This window comes from Mesorhizobium sp. B2-5-13 (assembly GCF_006440535.1).
Classification (GTDB): Bacteria; Pseudomonadota; Alphaproteobacteria; order Rhizobiales; family Rhizobiaceae; genus Mesorhizobium; species Mesorhizobium salmacidum.
This window is the reverse complement of sequence record NZ_VFUI01000003.1, coordinates 36,154-62,792: the sequence shown is the minus strand read 5'-3', so window position 1 is coordinate 62,792 and position 26,639 is coordinate 36,154. Positions and strand designations below refer to the sequence as shown.

At 61.2% G+C, this 26,639-nt stretch carries 22 protein-coding genes and 2 pseudogenes; 14 read left to right on the top strand and 10 right to left on the bottom strand.

Going from position 1 to position 26,639, the window contains the following annotated elements; all coding sequences use genetic code 11:
• Nucleotides 1-99: 99 nt before the first annotated feature.
• The 7 genes from FJ434_RS06460 to FJ434_RS06430 all read left to right on the top strand — a co-directional run bounded on the left by FJ434_RS06460 (nucleotide 100) and on the right by FJ434_RS06430 (nucleotide 4,095).
• Nucleotides 100-318: a hypothetical protein gene (locus FJ434_RS06460; RefSeq protein ID WP_027144351.1), complete on the top strand. Its 219-nt coding sequence runs from the start codon at nucleotides 100-102 to the stop codon at nucleotides 316-318.
• Between the two features lie 75 nt (nucleotides 319-393).
• On the top strand, nucleotides 394-996 hold the full coding sequence (locus FJ434_RS06455) for a diguanylate cyclase (protein ID WP_140745549.1): 603 nt from the start codon (nucleotides 394-396) through the stop codon (nucleotides 994-996).
• A 109-nt stretch (nucleotides 997-1,105) separates the two neighbouring features.
• A complete protein-coding gene (locus FJ434_RS06450; protein WP_181165822.1) occupies nucleotides 1,106-1,333 on the top strand; it encodes a hypothetical protein in 228 nt (75 codons plus the stop codon).
• Between the two features lie 389 nt (nucleotides 1,334-1,722).
• The gene (locus FJ434_RS06445; protein WP_140712590.1) at nucleotides 1,723-2,184 is read left to right on the top strand and encodes a hypothetical protein; all 462 of its coding nucleotides are present in this window, start codon (nucleotides 1,723-1,725) and stop codon (nucleotides 2,182-2,184) included.
• Nucleotides 2,181-3,401: a divalent metal cation transporter gene (locus FJ434_RS06440; protein ID WP_140712588.1), complete on the top strand. Its 1,221-nt coding sequence runs from the start codon at nucleotides 2,181-2,183 to the stop codon at nucleotides 3,399-3,401. The genes FJ434_RS06445 and FJ434_RS06440 overlap by 4 nt, the downstream gene beginning before the upstream one ends.
• Nucleotides 3,401-3,760 carry a hypothetical protein gene (locus FJ434_RS06435; protein ID WP_140745552.1) on the top strand — a complete coding sequence of 120 codons (360 nt, stop codon included), beginning with the start codon at nucleotides 3,401-3,403 and terminating at the stop codon, nucleotides 3,758-3,760. The genes FJ434_RS06440 and FJ434_RS06435 overlap by 1 nt, the downstream gene beginning before the upstream one ends.
• A 2-nt stretch (nucleotides 3,761-3,762) precedes the next feature.
• Complete coding sequence (locus FJ434_RS06430; protein ID WP_140745555.1) at nucleotides 3,763-4,095, top strand: hypothetical protein; 333 nt, start codon at nucleotides 3,763-3,765, stop codon at nucleotides 4,093-4,095.
• Between the two features lie 29 nt (nucleotides 4,096-4,124).
• On the opposite strand, the gene FJ434_RS06425 is transcribed toward FJ434_RS06430, so the two are convergent.
• Nucleotides 4,125-4,451, bottom strand: a complete 327-nt coding sequence (locus tag FJ434_RS06425; protein WP_140745557.1) for a hypothetical protein — start codon at nucleotides 4,449-4,451, stop codon at nucleotides 4,125-4,127.
• A 56-nt stretch (nucleotides 4,452-4,507) separates the two neighbouring features.
• The gene (locus FJ434_RS06420; protein ID WP_140712582.1) at nucleotides 4,508-4,759 is read right to left on the bottom strand and encodes a DUF982 domain-containing protein; all 252 of its coding nucleotides are present in this window, start codon (nucleotides 4,757-4,759) and stop codon (nucleotides 4,508-4,510) included.
• Between the two features lie 291 nt (nucleotides 4,760-5,050).
• Here FJ434_RS06420 and FJ434_RS06415 point away from each other — a divergent pair, with 291 nt between their 5' ends.
• Together FJ434_RS06415 and FJ434_RS06410 are read left to right on the top strand one after the other, a co-directional pair.
• On the top strand, nucleotides 5,051-5,794 hold the full coding sequence (locus tag FJ434_RS06415; RefSeq protein ID WP_140745560.1) for a DUF4142 domain-containing protein: 744 nt from the start codon (nucleotides 5,051-5,053) through the stop codon (nucleotides 5,792-5,794).
• Between the two features lie 21 nt (nucleotides 5,795-5,815).
• Nucleotides 5,816-6,418 carry a general stress protein gene (locus FJ434_RS06410; protein WP_140745562.1) on the top strand — a complete coding sequence of 201 codons (603 nt, stop codon included), beginning with the start codon at nucleotides 5,816-5,818 and terminating at the stop codon, nucleotides 6,416-6,418.
• 79 nt (nucleotides 6,419-6,497) lie between these two features.
• Here the strand turns inward: FJ434_RS06410 and FJ434_RS06405 are convergent.
• Nucleotides 6,498-6,944, bottom strand: a pseudogene (locus FJ434_RS06405) (FCD domain-containing protein); the annotation flags it as partial.
• A gap of 6 nt (nucleotides 6,945-6,950) precedes the next feature.
• On the opposite strand from FJ434_RS06405, the pseudogene FJ434_RS06400 reads away from it, so the two are divergent.
• The 3 genes and pseudogenes from FJ434_RS06400 to FJ434_RS06385 form a co-directional block, all read left to right on the top strand.
• Nucleotides 6,951-7,973: pseudogene (locus tag FJ434_RS06400) on the top strand (amidase family protein); the annotation flags it as partial.
• Between the two features lie 1,259 nt (nucleotides 7,974-9,232).
• Nucleotides 9,233-16,201, top strand: coding sequence for an autotransporter outer membrane beta-barrel domain-containing protein (locus tag FJ434_RS06390; protein ID WP_181165823.1), 6,969 nt, complete (start codon nucleotides 9,233-9,235; stop codon nucleotides 16,199-16,201).
• Between the two features lie 118 nt (nucleotides 16,202-16,319).
• On the top strand, nucleotides 16,320-16,865 hold the full coding sequence (locus FJ434_RS06385; protein ID WP_140745566.1) for an invasion associated locus B family protein: 546 nt from the start codon (nucleotides 16,320-16,322) through the stop codon (nucleotides 16,863-16,865).
• A gap of 915 nt (nucleotides 16,866-17,780) precedes the next feature.
• Here FJ434_RS06385 and FJ434_RS06380 read toward each other — a convergent pair.
• From FJ434_RS06380 to FJ434_RS06370, 3 genes are read right to left on the bottom strand one after another with little or no spacing between them, the layout of a single operon-like run.
• Nucleotides 17,781-18,956, bottom strand: a complete 1,176-nt coding sequence (locus FJ434_RS06380; protein ID WP_140745568.1) for an abortive infection family protein — start codon at nucleotides 18,954-18,956, stop codon at nucleotides 17,781-17,783.
• 38 nt (nucleotides 18,957-18,994) lie between these two features.
• A complete protein-coding gene (locus FJ434_RS06375; protein ID WP_140745570.1) occupies nucleotides 18,995-19,951 on the bottom strand; it encodes a gamma-glutamylcyclotransferase family protein in 957 nt (318 codons plus the stop codon).
• Nucleotides 19,948-20,187 (bottom strand): transcription factor, encoded by a 240-nt coding sequence (locus FJ434_RS06370; protein ID WP_140503455.1) that lies wholly within the window; start codon nucleotides 20,185-20,187, stop codon nucleotides 19,948-19,950. The genes FJ434_RS06375 and FJ434_RS06370 overlap by 4 nt, the downstream gene beginning before the upstream one ends.
• Nucleotides 20,188-20,398: 211 nt before the next feature.
• Here FJ434_RS06370 and FJ434_RS30080 point away from each other — a divergent pair, with 211 nt between their 5' ends.
• Nucleotides 20,399-20,560 (top strand): hypothetical protein, encoded by a 162-nt coding sequence (locus FJ434_RS30080; protein WP_246678247.1) that lies wholly within the window; start codon nucleotides 20,399-20,401, stop codon nucleotides 20,558-20,560.
• 113 nt (nucleotides 20,561-20,673) lie between these two features.
• Here the strand turns inward: FJ434_RS30080 and FJ434_RS06360 are convergent, their stop codons facing one another.
• Nucleotides 20,674-20,919 carry a hypothetical protein gene (locus FJ434_RS06360; RefSeq protein WP_140502899.1) on the bottom strand — a complete coding sequence of 82 codons (246 nt, stop codon included), beginning with the start codon at nucleotides 20,917-20,919 and terminating at the stop codon, nucleotides 20,674-20,676.
• 74 nt (nucleotides 20,920-20,993) lie between these two features.
• Nucleotides 20,994-21,275 carry a hypothetical protein gene (locus FJ434_RS06355; RefSeq protein ID WP_140502897.1) on the bottom strand — a complete coding sequence of 94 codons (282 nt, stop codon included), beginning with the start codon at nucleotides 21,273-21,275 and terminating at the stop codon, nucleotides 20,994-20,996.
• Between the two features lie 137 nt (nucleotides 21,276-21,412).
• On the opposite strand from FJ434_RS06355, the gene FJ434_RS06350 reads away from it, so the two are divergent.
• Nucleotides 21,413-22,228 (top strand): hypothetical protein, encoded by an 816-nt coding sequence (locus FJ434_RS06350; RefSeq protein WP_140796808.1) that lies wholly within the window; start codon nucleotides 21,413-21,415, stop codon nucleotides 22,226-22,228.
• Nucleotides 22,229-23,153: 925 nt separating this feature from the next.
• On the opposite strand, the gene FJ434_RS06345 is transcribed toward FJ434_RS06350, so the two are convergent.
• Nucleotides 23,154-23,609: a MucR family transcriptional regulator gene (locus tag FJ434_RS06345; protein ID WP_140745576.1), complete on the bottom strand. Its 456-nt coding sequence runs from the start codon at nucleotides 23,607-23,609 to the stop codon at nucleotides 23,154-23,156.
• Nucleotides 23,610-23,791: 182 nt separating this feature from the next.
• Nucleotides 23,792-26,554 (bottom strand): UvrD-helicase domain-containing protein, encoded by a 2,763-nt coding sequence (locus FJ434_RS06340; RefSeq protein WP_246679051.1) that lies wholly within the window; start codon nucleotides 26,552-26,554, stop codon nucleotides 23,792-23,794.
• Between the last annotated feature and the right edge of the window lie 85 nt (nucleotides 26,555-26,639).

Here is a 26,639-nt window from a genome sequence, read left to right as displayed (position 1 = left end):
TTGCCAGGCGAACGATAACCGGTGCCTCGGCATCGGTTCGCGCCTGCGTGTGGAACTATTTTGGTCATTGGCTGTTCGGCAAGCGAAGGGAGCAGCACGATGGAGCGACGCAACGCGGTAATCTCGCTGGCGATAGCCGCGGTCATTATCATCGGTTTCCTGATCGGTTTTCACTACGTTGACATGGGCTGGCGCACTTCGCCCCTGAAACGGGCGCCTGAGCAGAACCAGGGCGGCAACGCTCCCGCGGATACTTCACCGGCCGCGGGCGTCCAGAAAAATCCCAAGGAAAATACCGAAATGCCGGGGCAGCAGTGATCGACCGCTACCAACAACCCCAGCTTGGCTCACCAGTGTCGCTATCCTTCATATGAACTCGGACGAGAGGACGTTGTGCTGTCAGATCCCACCGTTCTGATCCTGATGTATTTCCTTCTCCCGGTCTGGTTGGTCGCTGGTTTTGCAGACTGGCTCTGCCATCGCGCTTCGCATATCGAATCGACGACCGGCGCCAAGGAATCGTTGATCCATCTCCTGATGTTCATCGAGGTCGGCATACCGCTGCTTGCCGCCATGTTCCTCGACGTGAATGCCCTGGTCATAGCCATCATGATCGTCACCTTCTTCATTCATGAGGCCACCGCGATGTGGGACGTTCGCTACGCCACATCGGCGCGCACGGTAACGCCGATCGAACAGCATGTGCACAGCTTTCTGGAGATGGCCCCGCTGATGGGGCTGGTCAGCGTCGTGTCCCTTCATTGGGGACAGTTTCTCGCATTGTTCGGGGCAGGACGGGAAACCGCGCGCTTTGATTTTGCCTGGAAATCGCAGCCGCTGCCGGTGACTTATATCGTCTGCGTGATGGCCGTGATCCTGCTTTTCGAATTGCTCCCTTATCTGGAAGAATTCGTCAGGGGGTTACGTGCCAATGCCGGCAGGCTCATTCCACCGAAAGCCAGACGACGCGACCCGGGCCAGACGACCTTGCGGTGAAGCGCTCAGCGGAAACGATGTCCCAGCCGTCTGGGTGCTGGCGCCCTGTGCGGAACATCTCTGCCGGACTGCCCATTATCAGAGGGTGACACGGACATGGAGTGTGGTGATGGGCATACTTTCCGATCTGGACAAGAAGCTGACGGACAACATGTATGAACATGGCAGCGCGCTTACCGATGCCGTTGCGGATCTGCCGCGTGCGGTCGTCGAAACCGTCGAGCGGCTGATGCCTTTCATTCAGCCCGAAGCGCGCGAGACAGTGAGAAGTCAGGTTCTCGGCCTGGTCCACGAATACAGGGTCGAGAACCCTCCAGGCGCGGCCGAGCAGGATTGAACTAGCCGTTCTGGTCTATCGCGTGGGGCGCGGGTTGGCTCCCGTTGCTCGCTTTGTGGCCGCTGAACCACAACCAGGCCGCGATGATCACGACCGCCACGATCACTATCCAGGCTATGAGACGAGGCATTGCGGAATCCTCCGTGCCAGCAGTTCATCCACGTCGATGCGGTGATCAGGACGGGTTGAGGTCGGTTCGCCTCGTATTCCAAATACCGCAAGCGATCGTTTGTTCCGCTTGAGTTGGTTTCAATCGTGGCCGGCGGTTCCCTGTCATGGTCCATGTCTTGCGATGGCACGCGTGCGATCATTGATTGACGGGCACACGGGGCACTCTAGATCAATTCATGCCGATCACGATTCGCTTCGGTTGCGGGGAGACTGTTGCTGTGGCGCACCAAACGCCGGCTTTGACCTTCAGTGGCCGTCATCTCAGGCTGGATTATCTGTGCGTCCTGTTGCTTCTGGGCATTTCGGCGGGATGCTCGTCTTCCGATCGGATCGAGCAGCAATCACAAACTGCGGCATCCGCCGCACAGACCGCATCGAGGGTGCTCGATGCCTGGACAAGCGGTGCGGCGCCGTTCGCATACACCGCTGGCACGCTGCAATCGGTCGGCAAGACACTGGCCGATGCCGAGGCGCAAATCCGATCGGCCGAAACGGCCGAACCCGCCGAGCAGGCTGCATTGGCGACAGCGGTCAAGGATCTGTCGGTCGCGGTGGCTCACGCCGGGGCGGGATTGCAGGCAGGCAACCGAGCGGGGGTCCAGAAAGCAAAACAGGATCTTCAACTTGCCTCGCGCTCGCTTGCCACCGCCTATGCAAAATATTTCGCGCCGAAGCCATGAAGAAGCTCGTGGAAATATCGCTCGGCGTCGTTACCAGCGTTGGCGGCTTCCTCGAAGTCGGATCGATGGCGACGGCGGCGCAGGCAGGCGCGACTTTCGGTTTCCAACTGATCTGGGCCGTGGTGCTCGGCACCATCTGCATCATCTTTCTGGTGGAAATGGCCGGCAGGTTCGCGGCGGTGAGCCATCACACGATCTGCGATGGCATTCGCGAGAGATTTGGCTTCAACGTCTTTGTGTGGCCGTTGCTTGCCACCTTCTTGCTCAGTCTCATGGTGCTCTCCGCCGAGATCGGCGGCGTTGCCATCGCACTCGAACTTGCCACCGGCATAGGCTTCCAGTGGTGGGCGCTGCCGGTGGCTTTTCTGGCGTGGCTGCTGCTCTGGAAAGGCACGTTCGGCCTCATCGAGAAAGGCGTGTCGATGCTCGGCCTGGTGACCTTGTGTTTCGTCGTCGCGGCCGTGATGCTGAAACCCGACTGGACAGCGGTCGCTGCTGGCGCCGTGCCTTCGCTGCCAGCCCACGATACCGCCAGTTACTGGTTCATGGCGGTCAGCATTCTCGGCGCTTCGATATCGCCGTACCTGTTCATGTTCTATTCCTCCGGGGCCATCGAGGACCAGTGGGACAAGAGCTATCTCGGTGCCAATCGGGCCATAGCGGGACTGGGGATGTCTTTCGGCGGCACCATTTCGGTCGGCGTGCTGATCGTGGCCGCCCTCGTGCTGGCGACGCACGGCATCGACCAGGTGGACGATTATCACCAGTTGCCGTTGATGCTAATCCCGGTATTCGGCTTCTGGGGTTTCGTCCTGTTCGTAGCCTCTCTCGCCATTGCCTGCTTCGGCGCTACGCTCGAAGTCGGGCTGCAGCAGGCTTACCTCGTGGCTCAAGGCTTCGGCTGGACGTGGGGCGAGGACCGCAAGCCGCGCGACAACCCAGGGTTCAGCGCGGTGTACACGGTATCGTTGTTTCTTGCCGCCATCCCCATCATGCTTGGTCTCGATCCGCTGAGGCTCACCATCTTTTCCATGGCGCTGACGGCGGCCAGCCTGCCGCTGACCGTGGTTCCATTCCTGTTTCTGCTGAACGACAAACGCTACGTCGGCGAGCATCGCAACGGCATTCTCTCCAACGCCGCGGTCATCTTCATCATCGCGCTCGGCTTTGTGCTGGCCGTGGTGACGATCCCGCTGCAGATATTCGGAGGCACATGATGAAATTGCTGCGTGATCTCCTGGACAAGCAGGTGGTTGACCGCGAACAGGTCAAGATCGGCAAGATCGATGGGCTGGTGGCGGAGTTGCGGCAGGGCAAGCCGCCAAGGATCATTGCGATCGAACTCGGCTCCATCACTTTGGCGCGCCGCCTCGGCGCAGGACCTGGGCGATGGGTGGCGCGACTCGCGGCAAAGCTGGGTGGCAAGCGCCATGGCGAGCCGCATCGGATCGCCTGGCACAAGGTGAGGGATATCGGCACCGACATCGAGTTCGATGTGGATGTGCGTCAGACGTCGATCTTCGCCTGGCAGGACTGGTTGCGCGATCATATCATCGGGCGCATTCCGGGAGCTTGATGATGACCATCGTCAATCTCGAACGTCTGGCTGGGCGACGCGTGCTGTCGCAGCGAGGCAAGAGCATCGGCTACATCGAGGAAATCCGCGCTGAACGGGATGGCGACGATTTCGTCGTTACCGAATTCCACGTCGGCATCCACGCTGCTTTCGAGCGTCTTTCTGCGTCGGCCATGGGCGTGGCGGTGCTCGATCTGTTTCGGCTGCGCCGCCGCGATGGTCTGTACCGCATCCCTTGGGACAAGCTCGACATCTCCGACCCGGCGCGCCCGCGGCTGCTGTGCCCGATGACCGAACTCTCCGGCATGAAGAGCGCACCCGATCGTCGCGAATAGGTCGCCGCCGCGCATCGTCGTGAATATTTTCAGCGCAGCATGCTCGCGGCCAGAAAGACCGCGGCGGCTATCAAAACGACAGCTGCAATGACAAACAGCGGCCAGTTGCCGCGAGGCCGCAGTTCCGGTTCGCTTTCGATCGGCCGCATCGCATTGGCGAAGCTGGCGTCGTTCTCGAATTTTGGCCGGGAACGTGGCGGCTCTGCTCCAGCGACCGGATTTTGTGTGTCGGCCGCCTCGGCGTCGGTCTCCAGCGGGACAATGGCGGGATCGAAGCCTGGCGTTTTGTCCTGCGTCGCTCCCGCCTCAATCTCGCCTCTGGCAGAGGCAGGGGTAGGATTTGACATCTTGGCCATGACCTCTCTCTTTCGAACCAAACTCTGCCAAATCGGCAGCGGTGGTTTTGACACGGCTATATTTGCTCGAGCAGAATCCTGGCGTCCTTGGCCGCAACGATGAACGCCTGTCTTGCGACCTTTGGAGGCTTTTCGCCACGCATCACGGCAAGGCACGCCCTGAGCGCGGCAAGACGCATTTCGGATTTCGGCTCTGGCCAGTCCCGCAGCAGCACTTCAGCGGCATCGGACACAGAGACCACGACCCTGTCTCGGTCAATGCGGCCAGGTTGAATGATGATCGGCTTTCTGAAATGGCCCGCACGCACTTGCCCCTCCAAGACCTGCCCCGTTGCTTTACAAAGCCTGCCCAAGGACGAGCCGCGCAGACCGCACGCTAACTCCGCGACCGCCGATTTGTTCCAGCGTACCTGGCGTTGGAATAGCGATGCCTGGAATCACTCGTTTTTCACGGCGTTTTTTTGCAGCCACGCCCGACGGCTCCTTCACGGATTTTGCCGCTGAATGGTCCGCTGGCATGCCGTCTCGATGGGGGAACAAAGCGCATCCCGGCTTGTTAGGTCGCAACGCAAATTCGCTCACCGACAAGGACAAAGCCGATGAAAACACGACATCTTCTCGCCTCCTTCGCAGTTGCTTGCACTGTTCTCGCAATGCCCGCCTTTGCTGCCGACAGCGCCCAGGATTTCGTCGACAAGGCTGCCGTCGGCGGCAAGTTCGAGGTCGACTCGAGCCAGATTGCCCTGGACAAGGTTCAGGACCAACGCATCAAGGATTTTGCCCAGATGATGATCCGGGACCACGGCGCCGCCAACGCCAAGCTGGAAGCGATCGCGGGCGAACAGAAACTGAAAGTACCGCCGGCGCTCGATGCCCAGCACCAGGGCGATCTGGACAAGCTCAAGAATGCGCAGGGGCCGATCGATCCGGCTTACGTTGACCTGCAGCGCAACGCGCATGACGACGCCGTCAAGCTGTTTGAAAATTATGCCAGCGGCGGTGACAACGCCGCACTCAAGACTTTTGCCCAGCAAACGGTCGGTACGTTGAAGATGCACCAGCAGACGATCGAGAAGATCGCCGCCAGGCAAGACGCCATCACGGGAGCGACAACGCCGGCGGTGAAGACCGACAATATTCCCAACGCCGCCGCTCTCGTCCCCGGCGCAAACAGCTTCACCGAAGCCCAGGCCAAGAGCCGGATCGAGAATGCGGGATATTCGAACGTATCGAAGCTTACCAAGGACGACCAGGGCATCTGGCGCGGCCAGGCGGCCAAAGGAGGCGAAAACCTCAACGTAGGGGTCGACTACCAGGGCAACGTCGTTGCCTCGAGCAAGTGAGCATGGATCAGGAGAAATCACATGAAGACGGTAACCGGACTGTTCGACAATTATGACGACGCGGCCGATGCGGTCGGCGAGCTCGAGGCGACGGGCGTCCCACATTCCAATATCAGCATCGTCGCCAACAACTCGGATGACTGGTATGAGGCAAACCGTTCCGAGGCCGCCGAAGACGCTGGCAGCGGCGCGGGAATCGGAGCTGTGATCGGCGGTGCCGGGGGCCTGCTCACGGGGCTGGGCGTCATGGCCATCCCGGGTGTCGGCCCTGTGGTCGCCGCCGGATGGCTCGCCGCCACCGCCGCGGGGGCGGTTGCCGGCGCCGTGGCTGGTGGAGCGGCCGGCGGCATTATCGGTGCTCTGACAGAGTCGGGCGTGCCCGAGCGCGATGCGCACATCTATGCGGAAGGTGTACGCCGCGGCGGCACCTTGGTGACGGCCAAGGTGGACGACGAACTCGTGCCGAATGCCGAGGAGATTTTGGGTCAGTCTCGATCGGTCGACCTGGCTGAACGCCGTAGGATGTACGAGGCAGACGGCTGGACCGGCTTCGACGTCAATGCAGGCGAATACGCACCCAAGGACGTCGATCGCGACGGCGGCCGCGCAATCAATCGACCCTGAAAGCGGATCCCGGCCCTGGCTGCGACCAGGCCAATGGGCGCAGTGCGGCCGGGTGGAACCATTTCTTCTCGATATGCCTCTAAGGGTGTAGCGGCGCGGCTCGCGCCTGGTCGTCAACGACAAACACGGCGCTCGCTTCACTGACGATGGACACGTGTTCCATGGCGGCCTTGCCCGCAGCTGGGCCATCGCCACGCAGGATCGCGGTGACGATGGCGTCGTGCTCCTGCCAGGATTTCGCCAGGCGTCCGGCCAGCCTGAACTGGGCCCGGCGAAAGGGGGCCAGCCGGCTGCGCGTCATCGCGGTCAACTCGTAGATGTGCGTGCTGTGGGCACCGCGATAGAGCCGGCGGTGGAACTCGGTGTTGAAGTACTCATAGTCTTCCTCGGCACCCAGCCGTACCAGCCGCGCCGAGGCCTGATGCTCGGTCTCGAGCGCGCGGCGCTCGCTGTCGGCCATGCGCTCGGCGCAGAAGCGCGCGCATATGCCTTCCAGCTCGGCCATGCTCTCGAACATCGAGGCGAGGCGCTCCTGAAGTTCTTCGGCGACGCCCCGATGCAGGCCGGCTTCGAGGCAGCACTTGGCCTTCTGGAAACGCTTGGCTGCCGGCTGGTCGAAATTCCGTTCAGCGATTTCTACGCCACCGCCAATCTTCTCTACGAGGGCGCCTGGGTCGCCGAGCGCTACGCGGCGATCAGCGACTTCATGGACGCCAACGAGGCCGCCATGCATCCGGTGACGCGCAAGATCATCGGCGGCGCCAGAAGCCTTTCGGCGGCCGACGCCTTTCGCGGCCTCTTGGCCTTGCAGGCCTACAAGGCGAAGCTCGCCCCGGTCGTCGCCTCGGTCGACCTGTTCTGCGTGCCGACCGCGCCTACGCATTACACCACAGCCGCGGTGCTTGCCGATCCGGTCGCCACCAACAGCCGGCTTGGCACCTACACCAACTTCGTCAACTTGCTCGATATGTGCGGCGTCGCCGTGCCGACAGGCAAACGCGGCGACGGCCTGCCGATGAACGTCACCTTGCTGGCGCCGGCCGGCCGCGATGCGCTGACGGCGATGCTCGCCCGCGACCTGCATGCGCAGAGCGGCCTGCCGCTCGGCGCAACGGGTTGGCCGCAGCCCGGCCCGCGGCCGGCCGCCGTGCCGCCATGCGACGGCATGATCGACCTGGTGGTGGTCGGCGCGCATCTGTCGGGCATGCCGCTCAACGGCCAGCTCAACCAGCTCGGCGCGCACTTCCTGCGCGCGACCAGGACGGCCGCCGCTTACAAGCTCTATGCGTTGGTCGGCCAGTCCGTGCCCAAGCCCGGTCTGATCCGCGTTGCCGATGGCGGCATGCGGATCGACGTCGAGGTCTGGCGGCTTGGGCCTGAGGCTTTCGGCCGTTTCGTCGCCGCTATTCCGGCTCCGCTCGGCATCGGCACGGTCGAACTCGACGACGGCACCCCCGCCAAGGGTTTTCTGGTCGAAGGCGCGGGCTTGGACGGTGCCTCCGACATCTCCTCATTCGGCGGCTGGCGCCGCTTTATCGCACGTGGCAATAGTTGAATGGATTTTGGTAGCGGGAGAGCGCTAACGCCTTTCCCCCACTCTGAAACCCTGCGATATTTTCTACGGTGTTGAGCGTGATGGACGTGTGGCGGTGCGGCAAAGATTGGGCGGGGAGCGGAAAGTCTGACCCGAAGTCGACGTACGTTGTCCACGACGCGAACGGCGGCTTCGCGCCTCATGTCAGCCGTTCCAACGAGCAGTTGGTTATCCCAAAAAGCAGCCGTCAATGCAGCGGTTGATTCGGACACAATGACAGGGCAACTCACGAAGCAGTCCGCCGTGTCTCCAAGGAATATCTGATTGATGTAGTGCCCGGTCGCCTCGGCATGCGAACGCGCCAGCCGGAGCAGATCCGTCACCGCGCGCTCGACTTCCTCGAGCCGGTGGGGTTCTCCGATTCCGGAGGATCGATCCGGACGACGTCCTGCTTGTAGGCCTATCCAAGGGCGTTGTGAGGCTGTGCCTTCGCCGCTGCATGAAAAATCATCGGCGCCTTGCGCAGTCCCCTGCAGACCCAGCGCAGGAGCCCTGCATTTCGGGCGCCTTGGTCGAGTCCAAGACCTTGGTCTCCGTGCCGACGGACAAAACGCGGATGTTCTCCCATCGATGGGTGGAGGCGACACCGGCGATCGGCTGAACTTAGCCGAGACGTTGCTCGCCGACATCGCCTTGACGATCGCGGGGTTGCTCATCAGTGCGGCTTCTCGAGCCAAAGCCACTCAATGTGCGTGCCTGACAGCGTGAAGTCACCGAGCGCATTCCGAGGCTGCTTTCGTGCCTATTATACAAGTTGTCGCTAATGCAATGAAGGGATTAACTACCGCTTAGGTCTTCCTCGTTGTTTTTGTAACGGCGCCGCATTTTCCTGAAATACTAAATGTGGGAATCATGGCTTCTTGAGGCGATTGAAAGCTTGAGGGGTTTCATGCTACCAGCGCATTGGTGGGCGCGATCATCGCACTTGTGCTTGAGCCGAAGGTGCCGCGGAGAATGGGGGACCTTGCCTCATACCGAGGATCGCCGAACGGCAGCCGCGCGGACAAGGCGCCGCTGTCTAGCACACCCGTCCATTTCCGAATTGAAATTGCATGCGCGCGCCAGATCGCGACCGGTGGTCGGGAGACCCGTCAGGCTGGCGCCAAGGGGAAAGAATGAGCGGAACCCAGGACAATTCAGCTGAAACCCTAGAGCGCGGGACGCGCTTGGCTGAAGCCGGGTCTCGGGCCTTTGGCTCATGGCCGATGCGCGGGGGCCGGATGACCAAACGGAAGGGTCACGTGGCAAGCTTTGCGCCACATTTGGCCCAATTGGCGACCGCCACGACAAAAGCGTCGGCCCTGACGTTGCTTCTATCGGCCACGGCACTTACATCGGCAGGCGCGCAGACCCTGAGTTTCGGCCCGACCGGCGCCGGCGGCTCTGGCACTTGGGACACCAGCACCAGCAATTGGTTCGATGGCTCGACTGCGGTGCCGTGGGCGGGTGGAGACACCGCCATATTTGGCGGGACCGCAGGCACCGTGACCGTGAGTGGTACGGTTTCGACGGCAGGCGCGACCTTCAACACCACCGGCTATACGGTCACCGGCGGTACGCTGGCCCTAAGCGGGGCCACGCCCACGATCACGACGGATGCCGGGGTGTCGGCGGCGATCAGTTCGGCGATCTCCGGCTCCGCCACCTTGGTGAAATCGGGGGTGGGGACGCTCACTTTTTCCGGCACCCAGACTTACACGGGGGCGACCATCGTTGATGCCGGAAAGTTAGTTCTGAGCAACGTAACCGGCTTTGTTTCCGCGACCACGGTCAATTCCGCTGCTACACTGACTTTCACCGGCACCACATCCGTAACAGCCGTCGCCCCCGTCACCCTCAACGATGGCGCGATGTTGGAAAACATCAATCCATCGGGCACCGTCGTGTTGAGCGGAGCCGTGACCACCACCGGCAACACGTCGATCAACGTCAATACTCCCGGCACGGGCCGGGGGCTTTACCTGGACGGCGGCTTGAAGGGCAGCGGGACGGTCACCATCAACGCGGCCAATGCGGGCAACTCCGTGGCACTGCGCAACAACAACAGCACCTTCAGCGGCACGCTGGTCATCAACGGCATCGCGAATGGCGCCGCCGGCGCCGGCAGCGGTCTGGCCCTTGGGGGACCAGCCACCAGCAATGCCCTGATCAATACGAGTGTCGTGCTCAATGGCACCATCGAATTGGCCGATCAGGGCATAGGTTCGGGATTTCTCACGAGCGCCTTCAATTTGGGCGCGCTGTCCGGAAGCGGCATCATTGTCGCTAATCGCCAGCCCAGCGGCAATTTTGGCTCGACCATCATACTGGGAAATACCAACGCCGACGGACTGTTCAGCGGCCGCATCATCCGCGGCAGCGGCAAGACCAACGTGGTCGGTGTCACCAAGGTGGGCACCGGCACCCAAATCCTTTCCGGCGCCAGCACTTATGTCGGCGCGACCAGAATCTCCCGCGGTGTTCTGAGCACCCCGCTGCTTGCCAACGGCGGCGCCGCCAGCGGCATCGGAGCCTCCGCCAGCGCCGCCGCCAATCTGATTCTGGACGGCGGCACGCTGCAATATACGGGGAGCGGCGTGAGCACGAACCGTCAATTCACCCTGACGACGAATGGCGGCGCCATCGACGCGTCCGGCAGCGGAGCCTTGACCTTCAGCGACACCGGTTCAGTCGCTCTCAGCGGCGCGGGCGCACGTACCCTGACCCTGACCGGTAGCAACACAGGCGCAAATGCGCTGTCTTCCGTTCTTGGCGACACCGGCGGTCCGACAACCCTAGTCAAGTCGGGTCTCGGCACGTGGGTCCTGACCGGCAGCAACAGCTACACCGGAAGCACCCTCGTCACTGCCGGCACGCTGCTTGTCGACGGCGATCAGTCCGGTGCGACCGGAACCACCACCGTCGGCTCGAACGCGACACTCGGCGGCACCGGCACCGTCGGCGGCAACGTCACGATTGCGAACGGCGGCACGCTCAGCCCCGGCGAGGACGGCAACGCACCAGGCACGCTCACCATCAATGGCGGGCTGACCCTCAACAACACCTCGGCTGTCAATTTCAATTTCGGCCAGGCGAACGTGCCGGGCGGGCCGCTGAACGATCTCGTCAACATCGGCGGCAACCTGACCCTCGACGGCACGCTCAATGTCACGCAGACGACGGGCGGGATCTTCGGCCCCGGCGTCTATCGCGTCTTCAACTATGGCGGCTCGCTAACCGACAACGGGCTCGATGTCACGTCGCCCGACTATTTCGTGCAGACCTCGGTCGCCAACCAAGTCAACCTCGTCAATTCGGCGGGGCTGCAGCTCAGCTACTGGGACGGCGACGCCGGTCCGCACTCCAACGGCATCGTCAACGGCGGCAACGGCACCTGGCGGGCCGCCGGCGACCAGAACTGGACCGATGCCAGCGGCACCTTCGCCGCGCCCTTCGCCAACGCCAGCTTCGCCATTTTCCAGGGTGCGGCGGGAACCGTCACTGTCGACAACACCAACGGCCAGGTGCAGGCGACGGGCATGCAGTTCGCCAGCGATGGCTATCTGGTCCAGGGCGCAGATATCGAGCTGGTGAGCGGCTCGAGCATCATCCGCGTCGGCGACGGCAGTGCGGCCAGCGCCGGCTTTACAACCACCATCGGCGCCAACCTCATCGGCGCCAGCCAGTTGGTGAAGACCGATCTCGGCACGCTGGTGCTGTCCGGCACCAACAGCTACAGCGGCGGCACGGCGATCAACAGCGGCACGCTGCAGATCGCGTCGGACGCCAATCTCGGCAATGCGGCGGGCGGCCTGGCCTTCGGCGGCGGCACGCTCCACACCACCGCCGATATCACCAGCGCGCGTGCGGTCGCGCTCGCCGGCGCCGGCACCTTCCTGACCGATGGCGGCACCACCACCACATTGACCGGCAGCGTTACCGGCGCGGGTGCGCTGACCAAGGAGGGCGTCGGCACACTGGTGCTGGCGAGCGATGCCACCCATAGCGGCGGCACGACCATTGCCGCGGGCACGCTGCAGGTCGGCAATGGCGGCACCTCCGGCGGCCTCGCCGGCAATGTCACCAACAACGGCACGCTGGCCTTCGACCGCTCCGATAGCTTGTTGTTCGGCGGCGTTATCTCCGGCATGGGTAACCTGAACCAGATCGGCACCGGCACCACGATCCTGACCGCCGCCAGCACCTACAGCGGTGGCACGACGATCTCCGCCGGCACGCTGCAGCTCGGCAATGGCGCCGCCTCGGGCTCGATCCTTGGCGACGTCGTCGATAACGCCACCCTGGCCTTCGACCGATCGGACGATATCACTTTCGGCGGCACCATCAGCGGCAGCGGCGGCATCAGGCAGTTCGGCAGCGGCTCGACGACGCTCACCGCCAACAACAGCTATGCGGGCCCGACGGTCGTCGATGGCGGCACGCTCTTCGTCAACGGCGACCAGTCGGCGGCCGTCGGCCCGACCTCGGTCAGTGTCGGCGGCACGCTCGGCGGCACCGGCACGATCGGCGGCGACGTCAGCGTGGCCGATGGTGGGTCGATGAACCCCGGCGTTGCCGGTGCGGCCGGCACGCTCACCATCAACGGCGCGCTTGGGCTGAGTGGCGGATCGAGCCTCAATTACGATTTCGGCCAAGCTAATGTCGCCGGTGGCGCGTTCAACGACCTGACGGCGGTCGCAGGCAACCTGACGCTCGACGGCACGATCAATGTTGCCGTCGCGCCCGGCGACACCTTCAGCCCCGGCATCTACCGGGTGATCAGCTATGGCGGCACGCTGACCGACAACGGCCTCGACGTCGGCACGATCCCGTCGCCGGACTTCTTTGTCCAAACTTCGATCGCCAGCCAGGTCAATCTGGTCAACACCGCCGGCCTGCTGCTCAACTTCTGGGACGGCGACGCCGGTCCGAAGAACAACAGCGCCGTCAACGGCGGCAATGGCATCTGGCAGAACTCGAACGGCAACGACAACTGGACGGAAGGCACAGGTGCGATCAACGCGCCTTATGCAGATGGCGCCTTCGCCATCTTCGCCGGCACGGCCGGCACCGTCACCGTCGACAATTTGCCGGGACAGGTCAGCGCTGCAGGCATGCAGTTCGCCACCGACGGCTACCTGATCCAGGGCGGCGACATCACCTTGGTCGGACCGCAGTCGACCATCCGCGTGGGCGATGGCACCGCGGCCAGCGCCACGTATGTGGCGACCATTGCCTCCAACCTCACCGGCAACACCCAGCTGGTCAAGGATGACCTCGGCACGCTGGTGCTGTCCGGCACCAACAGCTACACCGGCGGCACCGCGATCAACGGCGGCACGCTGCAGATCGCGTCGGACGCCAATCTCGATGACGCGGCGGGCGGCTTGTCCTTCAACGGCGGCACGCTCAACACCACCGCCGACATCACGACCGGCCGCGCGGTCACGCTCGCCGGCGCCGGCACCTTCCTGACCGATGCAGCCACGACGACGACATTGACCGGCGGCATCGCCGGCGCCGGCGCGCTGACCAAGGACGGCACCGGCACGCTGGTGCTGGCAAGCGATGCCACGCACACGGGCGGCACGACCATTGCGGCAGGCATTCTGCAGGTCGGCAATGGCGGCGCTCTCGGCAGCCTCGCCGGCAATGTCGTTGACAACGGCACGCTGGCCTTCGATCGTTCGAACGCCATCACCTTCGGCGGCGTCATCTCCGGTGCGGGCGGCCTGAACCAGATCGGCGCGGGCACCACGATCCTGACCGCCGCCAACACCTATGGCGGGCCGACCAACGTCAACAGCGGCACCTTGCTCGTCAACGGCAACCAGTCCGGCGCCATTGGCCTGACCTCGGTGGCAGGCGGGGCGACGCTCGGCGGCACCGGCATCATTGGCGGCGATGTCACCATGGCGGATGGCAGCACGCTCAGCCCCGGCGGCAGCGGCAACGCCGCCGGCGCGCTGACGATCAACGGCAACCTTATACTCAGCGGCGGCACCAGTCTTGCGTATAATTTCGGGCAGGCCAACGCGCCCGGCGGCGCGCTGAACGACGTCGTCAATGTCGGCGGCAATCTGACGCTCGACGGCACCCTCAACATCACGCCGACTGCCGGCGGCAGCTTCGGCCCAGGCGTCTATCGCGTGTTCAACTACAACGGCTCGCTGACAGACAATGGGCTCGCCCTGACGTCGCCCGACTACTCGGTCCAGACATCGATCGCCAACCAGGTCAACCTTATCAACACGGCCGGGCAGCTGCTGACCTTCTGGGACGGCGATGCCGGCCCCAAGAACAACAGCGTGGTCAATGGCGGCAACGGCACCTGGCAGGTCGCCGGCACAGGCGACAACTGGACGACCCCCGGCGGCGAGGTCAACGCGCCGTGGAGCAACGGCCAGTTCGCCGTATTCCAGGGCACGCCCGGAACCGTGGCCGTCGACAACGGCAACGGGCCGGTCACCGTCAACGGCATGCAGTTCGCCGCCGACCGCTACCGCATCCAGGGCGACGCCATCACCCTGACCGGCGGACCGGCGATCATCAATGTCGGCGACGGCACCAGCGGCAGCGCCAGCTACAAGGCGACCATCGCGTCCGACCTTGTTGGCAACTCCGGGCTGACCAAGGTCGACTTCGGCACTCTGATCCTCGCCGGCAACAGCACCTATGTCGGGCCGACGACTGTGCAGGACGGAACCCTGGCGGCGGGCAAGGTCGGCGCCTTCAACGCGACGTCCGCCTTCATCGTCGCCTCCGGCGGCACGCTTGACCTTGCCGGCTTCGACCAGACGGTCGCCTCGCTCAACAACAGCGGCGCCGTGCGGCTTGGTGCTGCGGCACCCGGTACGGTGCTCACGGTGAGCGGGGACTATGTCGGCAATGGCGGCACGGTCCTCATCAATGCCGCGCTCGGCGGCGATGCGTCTGCGACCGACAAGCTGGTCGTGCATGGCAACACCTCCGGCTCCGGCATCCTTGCGGTCACCAATGTCAGCGGCGGGAGCGCGCAAACCAGCGAAGGCATCAAGATCGTCGATATCGACGGCAGCTCGGCCGGCACCTTCACGCTTGCCGGCGACTACGTCTTCGAAGGAGACCAGGCGGTGGTCGGCGGTGCTTACGCCTATAGGCTCTACAGGAACGGCGTCAGCACGCCGGCTGACGGTGACTGGTACCTGCGCTCCAGCCTAGTCAACCAGACCGGACCGCTCTATGCGCCAAGCACGCCGCTCTACGAGGCCTATGCCGGCGTGCTGCAGAGCTTCAACGAACTGGGTACGCTGCAGCAGCGCATCGGCAACCGGACATGGGGCGAGGGCGCGACGCCGCAAGGCGCCGACCTGCCGGGCCAGGGTCCGGTCGACGGCAACGCCATCTGGGCCCGCATCGATGCCGCGCATGGCAAGTTCGAGCCCAAGACCTCGACCACCGGCACCGACTATGACGTGACGACCTGGAAGCTCAACGCCGGCGTCGACGGCCAGCTGCATGAGAGCGAGGCCGGCATCCTTTTGGGCGGCATCACGGTCCATTACGGCACCGTCTCGTCGGACGTGTCGTCGACCTTCGGCACGGGCTCGATCTCGGCTACCGGCTACGGCGTTGGCGGCACGCTGACCTGGTTCGGCAACAGCGGCGTCTATGTCGACACCCAGGCCCAGGCGACCTGGTATGACAGCGACATCAACTCGGCCGTATTGGGCAAGCTTGCCGACGGCAATAACGGCTTCGGCTATGCGCTCAGCATCGAGAGCGGACAGAAGATTGCGCTGCACAACAACTGGTCGCTGACCCCGCAGGCGCAGCTTTCCTACTCGGCGGTCGACTTCGACAAGTTCACCGATCCGTTCGGCGCGATCGTGTCGCCCGGCAGCGGCGACAACCTGATCGGCCGCCTCGGCATCTCCGCCGATTATGAGAACCAGTGGGCCGACAGTGCAGGTCAGGTAAGCCGCGCGCATGTCTACGGCATCGCCAATCTCTACTACGACTTCCTCGACGGGACTGACGTCGACGTCTCTGGCGTGAAGCTTTCCAGCCAGAACCAGACGTTCTGGGGCGGCGTCGGCCTCGGCGGCTCGCTCGACTTTGGCGACGGCAAGTACTCGGTCTACGGCGAAGCGCTCGCCAAGACCAGCCTGGCAAGCTTCGGCGACAGCAATGTCATAAGCGGCAAGCTCGGCTTCAGCGTGCACTGGTAGCAGCGCCGACGAGGCATCTGGCACAGCCCGGTCGAGCAATCAGAATGCGCGCGCAGATGTGCGCATTCTCTGCCGTTCGCATCCTGGGCGGACCGAATTTTTGATAGATGGAAACAAGATGAAACGAAACAGACGAGTTGGATATGCCACGCTGATCGCCGCGAGCCTGCTCTCCCTTGCGGCCTCATTCGCTCAAGACACGGCAGTCCTCCCTGGCGGGGCGACCTCGCTCAGGGAAGGGCATGGCGACTGGACCGTCTCCTGCAATCTCGCCACCCAGAACAACGCCAGCGTCAAGGTCTGCGCTCTGTCGCAGGAGCAGACGGATAGTCAGTCGCGCCAACGCGTTCTGGCGATGGAACTGCGCCCGGCAGGCGAGACGGTCCAGGGAACGCTGGTGCTGCCGTTCGGCCTGGCGCTGGAAAAGGGCGTGACGCTGCAGATCGATGACGGTCTCGTGCTGCCGCCGCTCCGCTTCCGCACCTGCCTTCCGGGCGGCTGCATCGTGGATTTGGCTTTTGATGCCGAGACGTTGGCAACCCTGCGCAACGGCAAAAGCCTCAAGGTCAAGGTGGTCGCGGACGGCGGCAAGGAGACCAACCTTGCGCTCTCGCTGAACGGCTTCCCCAGCGCCGTCGACAGAACGGTGGCACTGCTGAAGTGATATCACTGACCGGTTCATGATGAGCCGGTTTGCCGAGATACTCATGGGCTCAAATTAGGCCGAGTGTCTCAATCAACACCTCGCTTCCGGCCGCCGAATGCAAGGTCCGCTTTTTGCCCAATTATCCCGAGAGTCGACGTTCCGCCTTCGGCCCCAAAGGCGACATCAGAACATCTGCTCTGCAAAGACCGCTTCGGGCGCATTTGCGACGTTCGTTGGCACCACAAGGTAGCAAGGCTCGGCCCTGAAATCATTGAAGATTTTTCGGACAGGGCGCTACCAAACTCATGTTTTTATTGTGATTTCAATAGCTTATAAGTAGGTTGGTAGCGGGAGACCGCTACATCGCCAGACCCACTATTGAGGGGGCGTATTTTTCCTATCGCAGACATGCCGCGTGATTGTCGGCAGCAGCGTCGAGTTCGCCTGGGTTCCTGATAGTTTTCGAACGTTTGGGTCGTTTCTCAGTCCGACTACGCGCGCTTGCTTTAGGTAATTTTGACAACCCATCGCGGCTGGAATTGTCGGCATCGGCCAAGAAGGTCCACGTGCGAATTCCTGACGTGGACTTAAACGGTGATATGAGGTCTGTCCGATTGGCTGGTGGGACGTTATCCGCACAATAGAATTCTGCACATGGTTTCCGTACGTGAAACTATCCTCGGATCGCTATCCGGGCACCACTTACGGCGATGTACGGAAATCGGTCGTTTTCTGGACACGCGACCGTCGCATCCTGCTTTGCAGGGTGCCCCAACCTCCGAGCTCCCAGGCATGAACGTCGCGGGGGCGGAGACGGTTTGGCCTAGGGAGGGAGGTCCAGAAGTCTCCCGGGTCGGCTCAAAATACCTGTTTCTAGGCCTTTTTTATCGTGAAACCGGCCGTCCGTCGAGAAAATGGTGCGCTGTGCCGGGCTTATGTAGCGCCCTTCGGCCTTTCAGCTTGGCGTGCCTGCCATGTCGAGACGAGGAATGTGGCCATGGTTCCCGAAAGATTCACCGCCAGCTCGGCATGACGGGGCAGGGGGCGTGACCGCTTTGGCCCCGGACTATGAGCGTCACCCAACTTGCTGCGCAGCGAGCCCAGCAGCTCCACGATCTGCTGACAGCTGCCGAGCAGCTGCCGGAATGTCTGCTCGGTATAGTCGTCGGGCGCAAGCTTCAGCGTCTTGGCAAGTTTGCGGTAGAGAACCGGCAGGTCGTCCTTATCCAGATAGGTTTCGCCGGCCTCATCGATAATCCATTTGCAGACATCCTCGAGGAGCGTCCGGGCCAGGGTAATCGCCCCTTGCGGGTCGTCCTGGCGGCGATCGACGGCGGCTGTCCAGCGAGCATGTACATCGTCGGGATTGAACGCGACCAGGGCGGCAGAGATGCCTTCGTCGCCCGGGCTGCCGAGCCGGGCCTTCTGTACTGCATACACGGGGGTCCCCGACACCTTTCCGGTTACTGCAAGCCGATAACCGTCATGCCGCAAGACCCCATTTAGTGCGGCCGCGAGCTCTGCCTGGACGTCCGGCGCCTGTGAAACGGGACCCATGACCTCCGTAAGGAATTTGAACAGGCGACCCTTCGAACAGGTCAGGAGTCCCAGAGCCGTAAGCAGTTCGGCTGTATCCCAGTCGTTGTTGCGGACCGTGTGCTGGAAGATGTCGTCTTCCAGGGGACCCTCAGAGGGGTCATATATCGAGTCCATTTCGGCGATCGGCCAGACCCGTTGAATGAATTCGATCTCGGGAAGTTGGGTGGTCAACGGCCTTGCCTGGAATAGGGCCAACAGCCTGCGGCGGGTTATTTCCGTGATAGGGGGTTCATCGCGCTCATCAATCTTGGCAACGAGTTCGGTGAGCGCAAAGTTTGCATCTTCTTCCAAGATCGCTCGAGCGACCTCGAGCACTCGACTGACCCCTAGCGTATCAAGTCGCCGCTCGGCGTACTTATATTTGCTTTTCATCGCTTCGTCGCTTTCGCCGGGCGCTAAGCCTAAGCGTTGGCAATAGCGGGTCACCTGATAGGCTGAAACATTGGAAATCAGCATACAGACACGATGCCGAAGTTCTTTAACAGTGGCTGGCGGAATGGCTGTCGGCATGGCGCAATTAGAGTCCGATCCGTTTCATCATCGGACTTTCACGCAATAGCCTCCAACCCGTGGAGCAAAGCCAAATAGCTATCCGGCAGCCGATGGTGCCTGGCGCCGTCGCGAAGATGCTGCAGGTAGGCCGCACTCGGCAAGAATTTTCCGGATTGCGGTTCGGCAAAGTATGTCTGCATCTCAGTTGCCACGCCGTTCATCGTAACCGTCACCGGGAGACGTGTGTAGCTGTTGAGATGCCGATCTCGGCCGGACTGATAACCTTCGTTCCGGTCGAGTAGAGCCAGGTCGGCGGCCGTCAAACGATATACCACGCCCCAGACTTCCCCTCCAGCAAAGGGCTCCACCGATGACACTGCGCATTTGCGTTTCATCGACATTCTGGGAAAGCACAGTGCATAGCCCGGCAGATGACCTGAACCAACGATTTCGGCGTCCGGGCAGCGCTCCTTCATTTTGCTGAATGTCCATGTTTGAGCCGTAGGCGAAATAGAGGAATGTTTCGTGCGCTGGCACACCTGTCGCCCCAGCCGCTTGAAATCGGACACGGCCAGTGCGCCACGTTCGTTGCGGGAGATGGAGCCTGGCTCCGCCAAACGCGCGACCACTGCGGGGAAGGGGGCCTCCCAGATCTCGACAGGGTCCAAGGTGGCGTTATGCAGCAACACCAGCATCACGGTATCGCAGGGGCCTGACGGTTTAATCTGGCCTATGCGCTGGCTGCGGTTCCCGGCCGGGTCATAGGCGCGGCCTTTGATCTGGATTCGCTCCGGCCCGGCTGGCGTATGCCGGACCGCGTCATATCCGGTTGTGCGGGGAGGGGCCAGTTCAAGTCCCATGACGGTCGATGCCACGTATTCGGTTACCTCACCGGTCACGCCAAGCGGCTTGCCCGCCACCTGATAATATTCGGCAGCCAGCGGCTTCACGGCTGCAAGAATGCCCTTGATCCGCTCTGCCAGTGTGGCGCTCGCACCGATCGCGGACATCATATCCGGTCCACGTCCAGGCCCGCGTCGATGAGCCTGCCAGCGATCTTTCGCATCTTGGCAAACTCAGTTCCAAACGCAGGTGTCAGTCCGACCGCCTCGCAGAACTCCCTGCCTGTCACACCCTCCAGGACATTGGCGTACTTGATCACCTGGACATGAAGCTCGGCGATATAACCGTTCCGCGGCGATGTTTCGATCGCAACCTTGATCTTCTTCAGGGCTTCGGCAGGCGTCATGATCAGATCCTCTATCGTAGGCTCCGAGGTTACTCATATATCAGTTTAAAGCTAATAGCAATAAGCTAAAAGCTTAATGCTATTACGCCGTGACGTTTAAACTTATTGAGGCCCTAAGAACGAGGGCTGCGCGCAGCCACCGGCGCGTCAATCCCCCCAAACCCACGAGACGTAGGGCGTTGCGCGTCGTTGTAGTCAAGGAGACATTGCCATGCGTCGTGGCGACCTGGACAAGATCAAAGTGCCGCGCGGCATAGAACAAACTGACGACGGGATCGATCCCGGGATCGAAGTCGATCAGCAGTGGGGTCGCCATCGTCATTCTCCGCAAAATGTCCCGCTCGATCGGCCATTTGGGCCAGAACTGAAATAGGTGTGTCAACACGGGGGGGCAGGGCGCTGCAGAGAGGTATCGCCTTCTGATCTTCTACATATGTTTTTGGCCCTGTCGCGATCGCGCTGCAGGGCCGGGAGTTGCAGCGATAATCAATGCTGCTTAGGCGGAGGCGGCGGGGCTGCGGTCGAAGGGACGCCGGGGTAGCCGCCGGACACCGGATTCAGTCCCGGTTTGCCGCCAAGCGTGTCAACTTGCACGGTGTTGCAGCTGTTGCTGTCCTGGCAGGGCGAAATGTAGGGCCCATTTGTCGGCGGATTGTCGGTGTAGTTCTGCGCCATGACGGGAATGACGGGGAACCCCACGATGAGGCCGACGGCGAGCATGAAAGTGCGCATTTGTGTTCTCCTGAGCGTTAAAAGAGGATCGGATTGCTACTGGCTCGCGCTAACCGCGAGCCAGTAGCGTGCCCTTACAGGTGGCTAAAGAAGTGATGGACAGCGTTGCCAACCTGTTTGGCGACGGATTTGTCGCTCCGGCCGATTGGATATTTGAGGACATTGGGGTCGACCGGGATCGTGACGCCGGCGGAGCCCTTGTCGTCGTGGCAAATCTTGACACCCCCATTGTCAGTCATCGTGTCAACGGGGCAGGTCACCTTCGGGGGCGGCGACTGTTCTTCGGCGGAACTCGCGTGGCTGACCATGACCAGGCCGGCCACAGCGAGGGCGAATACGAGAGGAAGTTTGAACATGGCGAAACCCTAAGGCTCCCTTGATCACGGCCTTGACCGAGCCGGGCGGTGTGCTCTTATGAGCTGCCCGGATCATCGCCGCTGCCAACGGCTCTGCCCATTCTCACGGCTGTCAGGGAAATGTCAGAGTGTGTCAGATGGCCGGAAGGGAACGAACGACCATGCTTGCGGAAATGGCTACAGAAGAAGAGAGAAAAGAAGCCAGGCAGCAGGTAAAAGCTCTAATCGATGAATTTTCAAAAGAGCATCGAGGTGAGATTGAATCAATCCTCGGGAATGCTGGCCTTCCATATAGGACTTGGCGGCGCGCTGGCCAAGGCCTCTCCATTTCCGATGTGGAGTTCAATAAAATTGTGAGGTTCCTTTCAAAAAACTCATTAGTTTATTCAAAAAGGGAGACAGGGACTTACTCAAAGAAAGTGTTCGACGGCCACTACGGGTTCTATAATATGTATCGACCAAATTCTGTCGACTCTAACCGGATAGAGATCTTCAGAGCTGGCTTTGAGTGGGACGACTCACTTAAAGTGGCCAAAGTAGTCATGCAAAACTATGGCCGAAATAGAGTTCAGTTTATCGTGTACAAACCGGAGGGGAAATTCCTTTTCCTGCGAGGCGCGGTCGACGGATGGAGCAGCCTCTATGCCCTGGATGAGTTGGGGCGGTGTCGGATTCGGGGCAAAGAAACAAAAATCATGACCGGCGTTTGTGTGGCGATGGATTACACCGATAGTTATGAACGATCGCTCTACCCTGTTCTGTTCCCAGTCGTTTTGGAGAAAATGCATGACGTAGGCTTTGCCGACTACAAAGAGGAGGTCGCACCGAGCGTAGAATATGAGAGGCTCCGAGAGTTGCTAGAGATTGCCGTTCGTGGTAACAAATCTGCCGTTGACGTTTGGTTGAGGTTTGCGATGCCTGGCAATGCAAATGGTGGCCCATTGAATCCCTGACCGGGGCAATCAGGCCGGTCTCTGAGCTGCACCGACCCAAAGGCGCGGTGGGCGAGTGCGAGGCTGTGCACCCAGGCTTAAGTTCCATAATCTTGATTTGGTAGCGACGACGCAATTCCAGTGTGTTGGCGGCATCAAAAGCTGCCCAGTCGTAAGAGCTGTGACTCTTCCGCCGTCCGCATGCGCGTGACCCGCGCTCGGGGCAACAGCACAGGGAACCAGGTCCACGCAAGAGGACATCAGACAGTCGCCCTGCGATGCAGGGATCGCGACTGGATAAGGCGCGGGACCTGTAGCGCCTTACCGGTCCCGCGATCCGCCTGCAGGCCTGGAAGGAAGGAGACACGCGGGTGTGTGTTGGTGGCTCGTGCTTACCTGCGAAGCTCGAATTGATTGCCAATTGGGGGACGGCACACCATCTTGGCGGACATTTTCGGGTCGATCGGAGAACTTCGATCTTGGAGCACGATGCGGGGTCTACCCATCAGGTGGGGCTGCCGGCAGGTTATAGTGCCCCCAGCAAGGCCGGCATGGGAAGTCCCATCCCCGACTCTCCGGGACATCGTCATTTAACATAATGAATATTGTGAGAAGTTAAGTAATTGATATTAATATACAAAAGACAGTTCCATAACAAAACTTCTGCCGTTTTCAGCGTATCGACTGGGGTTAGCTTTTCGAACTTTCTGCGTTGAGCCTGCAGCTGAATTTTGCGCGCTGATGAAAAATTGGCGGTCTGGATCCGCAGTATTCTACTTTGATCGAAGCTCGTATCTGGGCGCACCTTCTGCTATCGGCGACGCTCTGCGTAGCGCGCAACGTCGCCGAAGATTGCTCGAAATTAGGTGGCATAGCCCACGGTCTCGATAGGCTAACTGCCCCTCAAGGCGTGCCCGAGGTTTGAAACAGCGACAGCCAGCCTTTACTAAGCCCTAGGCTTTCGTTTGGCAGGCACCTTTCGGGTCGGGGTAGGTTGCGGTTTGCGTCCGAGCCCTGCCGCCTTCGCGAGCGTAGATCTTTGGGCCGCGTAGTTCGGCGCAACCATCGGGTAGTCTGGCTTCAATTCCCACTTTTCGCGGTATTCGTTTGGCGTGAGCCCGTAGTGAACCGCGAGATGACGTTTCAGCGATTTGAATTTCTTCCCATCTTCCAGGCAGATGATGTAGTCCGGCGTTACCGACTTTTTCGGATTGACGGCTGGTTCCTGTTGAGACTGCTCGTCCACATTCGGCTGACCAAGGCCTGTAAGCGACGAATGGATCGACGCGATGAGGTCTGGCAACCCTGCAACGGGCAGGGGATTTTGGCTGACATAGGCAGAGACAATGTCGGCTGTCAGTTCGACCAAATCGGCCGTCACGACTTCGTTTTGATCGCTCAAGTATCCGCTCCTGGTATAGCTCAAAGCCCGCTTTGCCCTTCTGTCGTATATCGTAATTTTGAACGATTCCGAGTTAAATCTCGGCCATTTCATTCCCCATCAGGCCAAAGCACAACTCAATGCTCGTTAGAGCGTGGCTTTCGTAGAGCGTCCAAGTTCGCCGTCAAACTGAGCTTAGGCGGTCACCGCCTTCGCACTGCGCTTGCCGGTTCAGCGTGTTTGCAATCCGGAAACTGATTGCACCCACGAAACATCGACCCGTCTTTGTTACGCCGCTCCACCATTTGGCCGACCAGGCAAGCTGGGCATTGGCTCAATTCAGCTCCCTCGATCGTCTCGAAGCGGACTTCCTCAACGGCGATCTGGCAAAGCTCATGGATATAGCGAGACGGCTGACGACGATTGGTGATCATGTAGACGCCTCGGCTAGCACGAGTGAGCGCCACGTAGAACAGGCGTCGTTCTTCGGCGTAGGCGAAGGTCTCGGGGCGGGGAATGACCAAGTTTAGCAGCTCATCGTCTTCGATGCGGCTTGGTACGCCATAATTGCCCTCGCTGACATCGAGCAGGATCGTGTAGTCGGCTTCAAGGCCTTTGGCGCGGTGAAAAGAAAGCCCGGTCACCTCGATGTTGTCAAAGGACGGTGACCGCCCTTCGAATGGATCAAGGACGTTATAGCGCCACAAAACCAGAACCTTGAGCTTGTCCCTGTTTTCGTCGCGCCACCGGTCGGCGATGCCACCCAGAGCGGCATCAAGCCGTTCGAGCAGGCGCTTACAGGCCGCTGCGAAGTCCGGCTTGTCGCGTTTATCGTCGATGGGAATGACGCGGATCGATCGCGAGATGGCCGGCAGGGTCGAGCGGACGGACTTCTTGATCTGTTCAGGATTGCGCTGGACGAACTTAGCGGCCGTTTCGGCAATGAGCTGGTTACAGCGATACGTCTGCTCCAGGCGCCCCTGCCAACTGGTCCCGAAATTCGCTTCGAACCGTGTAAAGATCGTGATGTCCGATCCGGCAAAGCGATAGATCGACTGCCAGTCGTCTCCGACCGCGAACACCTTGCTGAACGCTTTTTGTTGTTTGAGCGCCTTGATGAGGTTGGCGCGAGGTTCGGAAATGTCCTGAAACTCGTCCACGAGAATGAGGGAATAGAGGCTTCGATATCGGCCAGTCTCGACCAGTTGGACCGCATCCGCGATCATCGAATCGAAGTCGATCCGCCTGGTTTCCTCGAGCTTTCGGGAATACCCTTGAGTGATCAGCCAGACCACGCGCGCGAATAGCTTCGCGCGCTCCTTGTCGTGCAAGGTCCTGGCACGTTCGAGCAGCATTTCGAGTGTGAGGTGGCTGGCGCGTATATGCCTCAAGCAGGTGGATATCAGTTGGTGATAGTGCTTGATAATCACCGGATCGAGCGCCTTGGTGATTTCGGCGTAGCCCTTGCGCTCGAAAGGTATGGAGCGGCGCGCCAGTTCGGACTCGAGGGTGCCAAGCAGCGTCTCGTTGCTGGCCTGAGCCGAAGTCGTCTCGAAGAAATCGATCTCGTTCCGGCTATATGCCAGCCGTTTGTTCTCGGCGTGCTGGGCATAGTCCGCAAAGGGTGAGCTTCCGTCCGCATTGAGTGCGAAATGCTCGTGCACGGTTGCGGTCTGCGGATAGTAGAAATCAGGATGCAGATGGCGGACCGCGTCACCATCTTCCGCTACTGCGATCTGCCGTTCGTATTCGAAGGTGACGGAATGCAACCAAAGCCAATTAGCGATCTTCTGTTCCTGCAACGACTTTACGATCACGCCGGACAGGGAACCGATCGTGGCGCTACCCTTTCGAAGGCTGTCCGACACGTAGCGCCGATAGTCGGCCTGCCCGTCAAACACCTCGATCGGGATGTCGGCCTTGGGATGCACAACGAGAAGCTCGGCCCACATCCGGGCGAATTCCGGGTCGCTCTCGCCAAGGCTCTGGATGATCGCCTCGATGACCTTGGTTTCGCCAGCGGGATGATCCACCCAGTTGGCGAGCTGGGGCGGTCGGCCCTCGACCTCCTCGATGATTCCGCGCCCAAGCGCATGAAATGTCGTGACGCGACACTCTAAGGCGTCCTCCGCGACCTGCAGCTGGGCGGCGATCCTCGTCCTGAGTTCATCGGCTGCGTTTCTGTTGAAGGCCAGGAGCAGGATCTCTTCAGGCCGATAGAGCTGTTTTGCCAGAACGTAAGCGACTTTGCCGACCATCGTCGCGGATTTGCCAGACCCTGCCGAGGCGACGAGCAGGTTGTTGTCCTCCAGGCGGATGCAGGCCTCGCGCTGCTGGTCGGAAAACGAACGCCGGTCGAGATCGTCGAAGAACGACTGGAACTTGATCAATTCCGAGCTGACGAAAGCCTCGTTGTAGGCATGGCGGACGCCCGGGTCCGTTATCATGGAGAACGAGGCCGGGAGGGAGGCCTTGAGCGCTCGCGGCATCAGGTCTGGGTCCAGAAGCGGGTGAGAGAGGGCAGCCGCCGCAGCGCCAGAGACGCCGGCAACGGCCCTGCCCAGATCGGCCTGTGCAAGATACTGCCTGTTGCCTTCGGTAATCTCGCGAAGCCTTTGGTCGACATCGAGCAGGCGATCCTTCTCGGTGGCGATCAGCCCAAAGAGGTGCGTGTTAATGAAGGCATGAAGGTCCGCGGCCAGCTGTGTGGCCGCGTCACCCGACAGCGCTGACAGCAAAACTGTTCTGCCACGAGCGCGGATCTCCACAGTGTGCCACAAGAGGGCCTTGCTGGTCGAAATCGACACGACATCAAGGCAGCTAAGCTCGACTTCGTTATCTTGAGCTAGCCGGAAATGTCCCGACAATTTGGGGTCCAGGGTCAGCTTCCATTTTCCCGCCGGAAACAAGCGCGCAAAGAAGCCAGGGCGGTAGGTGCGGGAGCGGCCAGATAGCAATTTAGTCAAAGCCACGTCTCGTGCGCCCAGTAAGCAAATGGTGCCGAGGAGCCGACTATCATGAACAGATTGAGATGTTCCAAATTATCCCGGC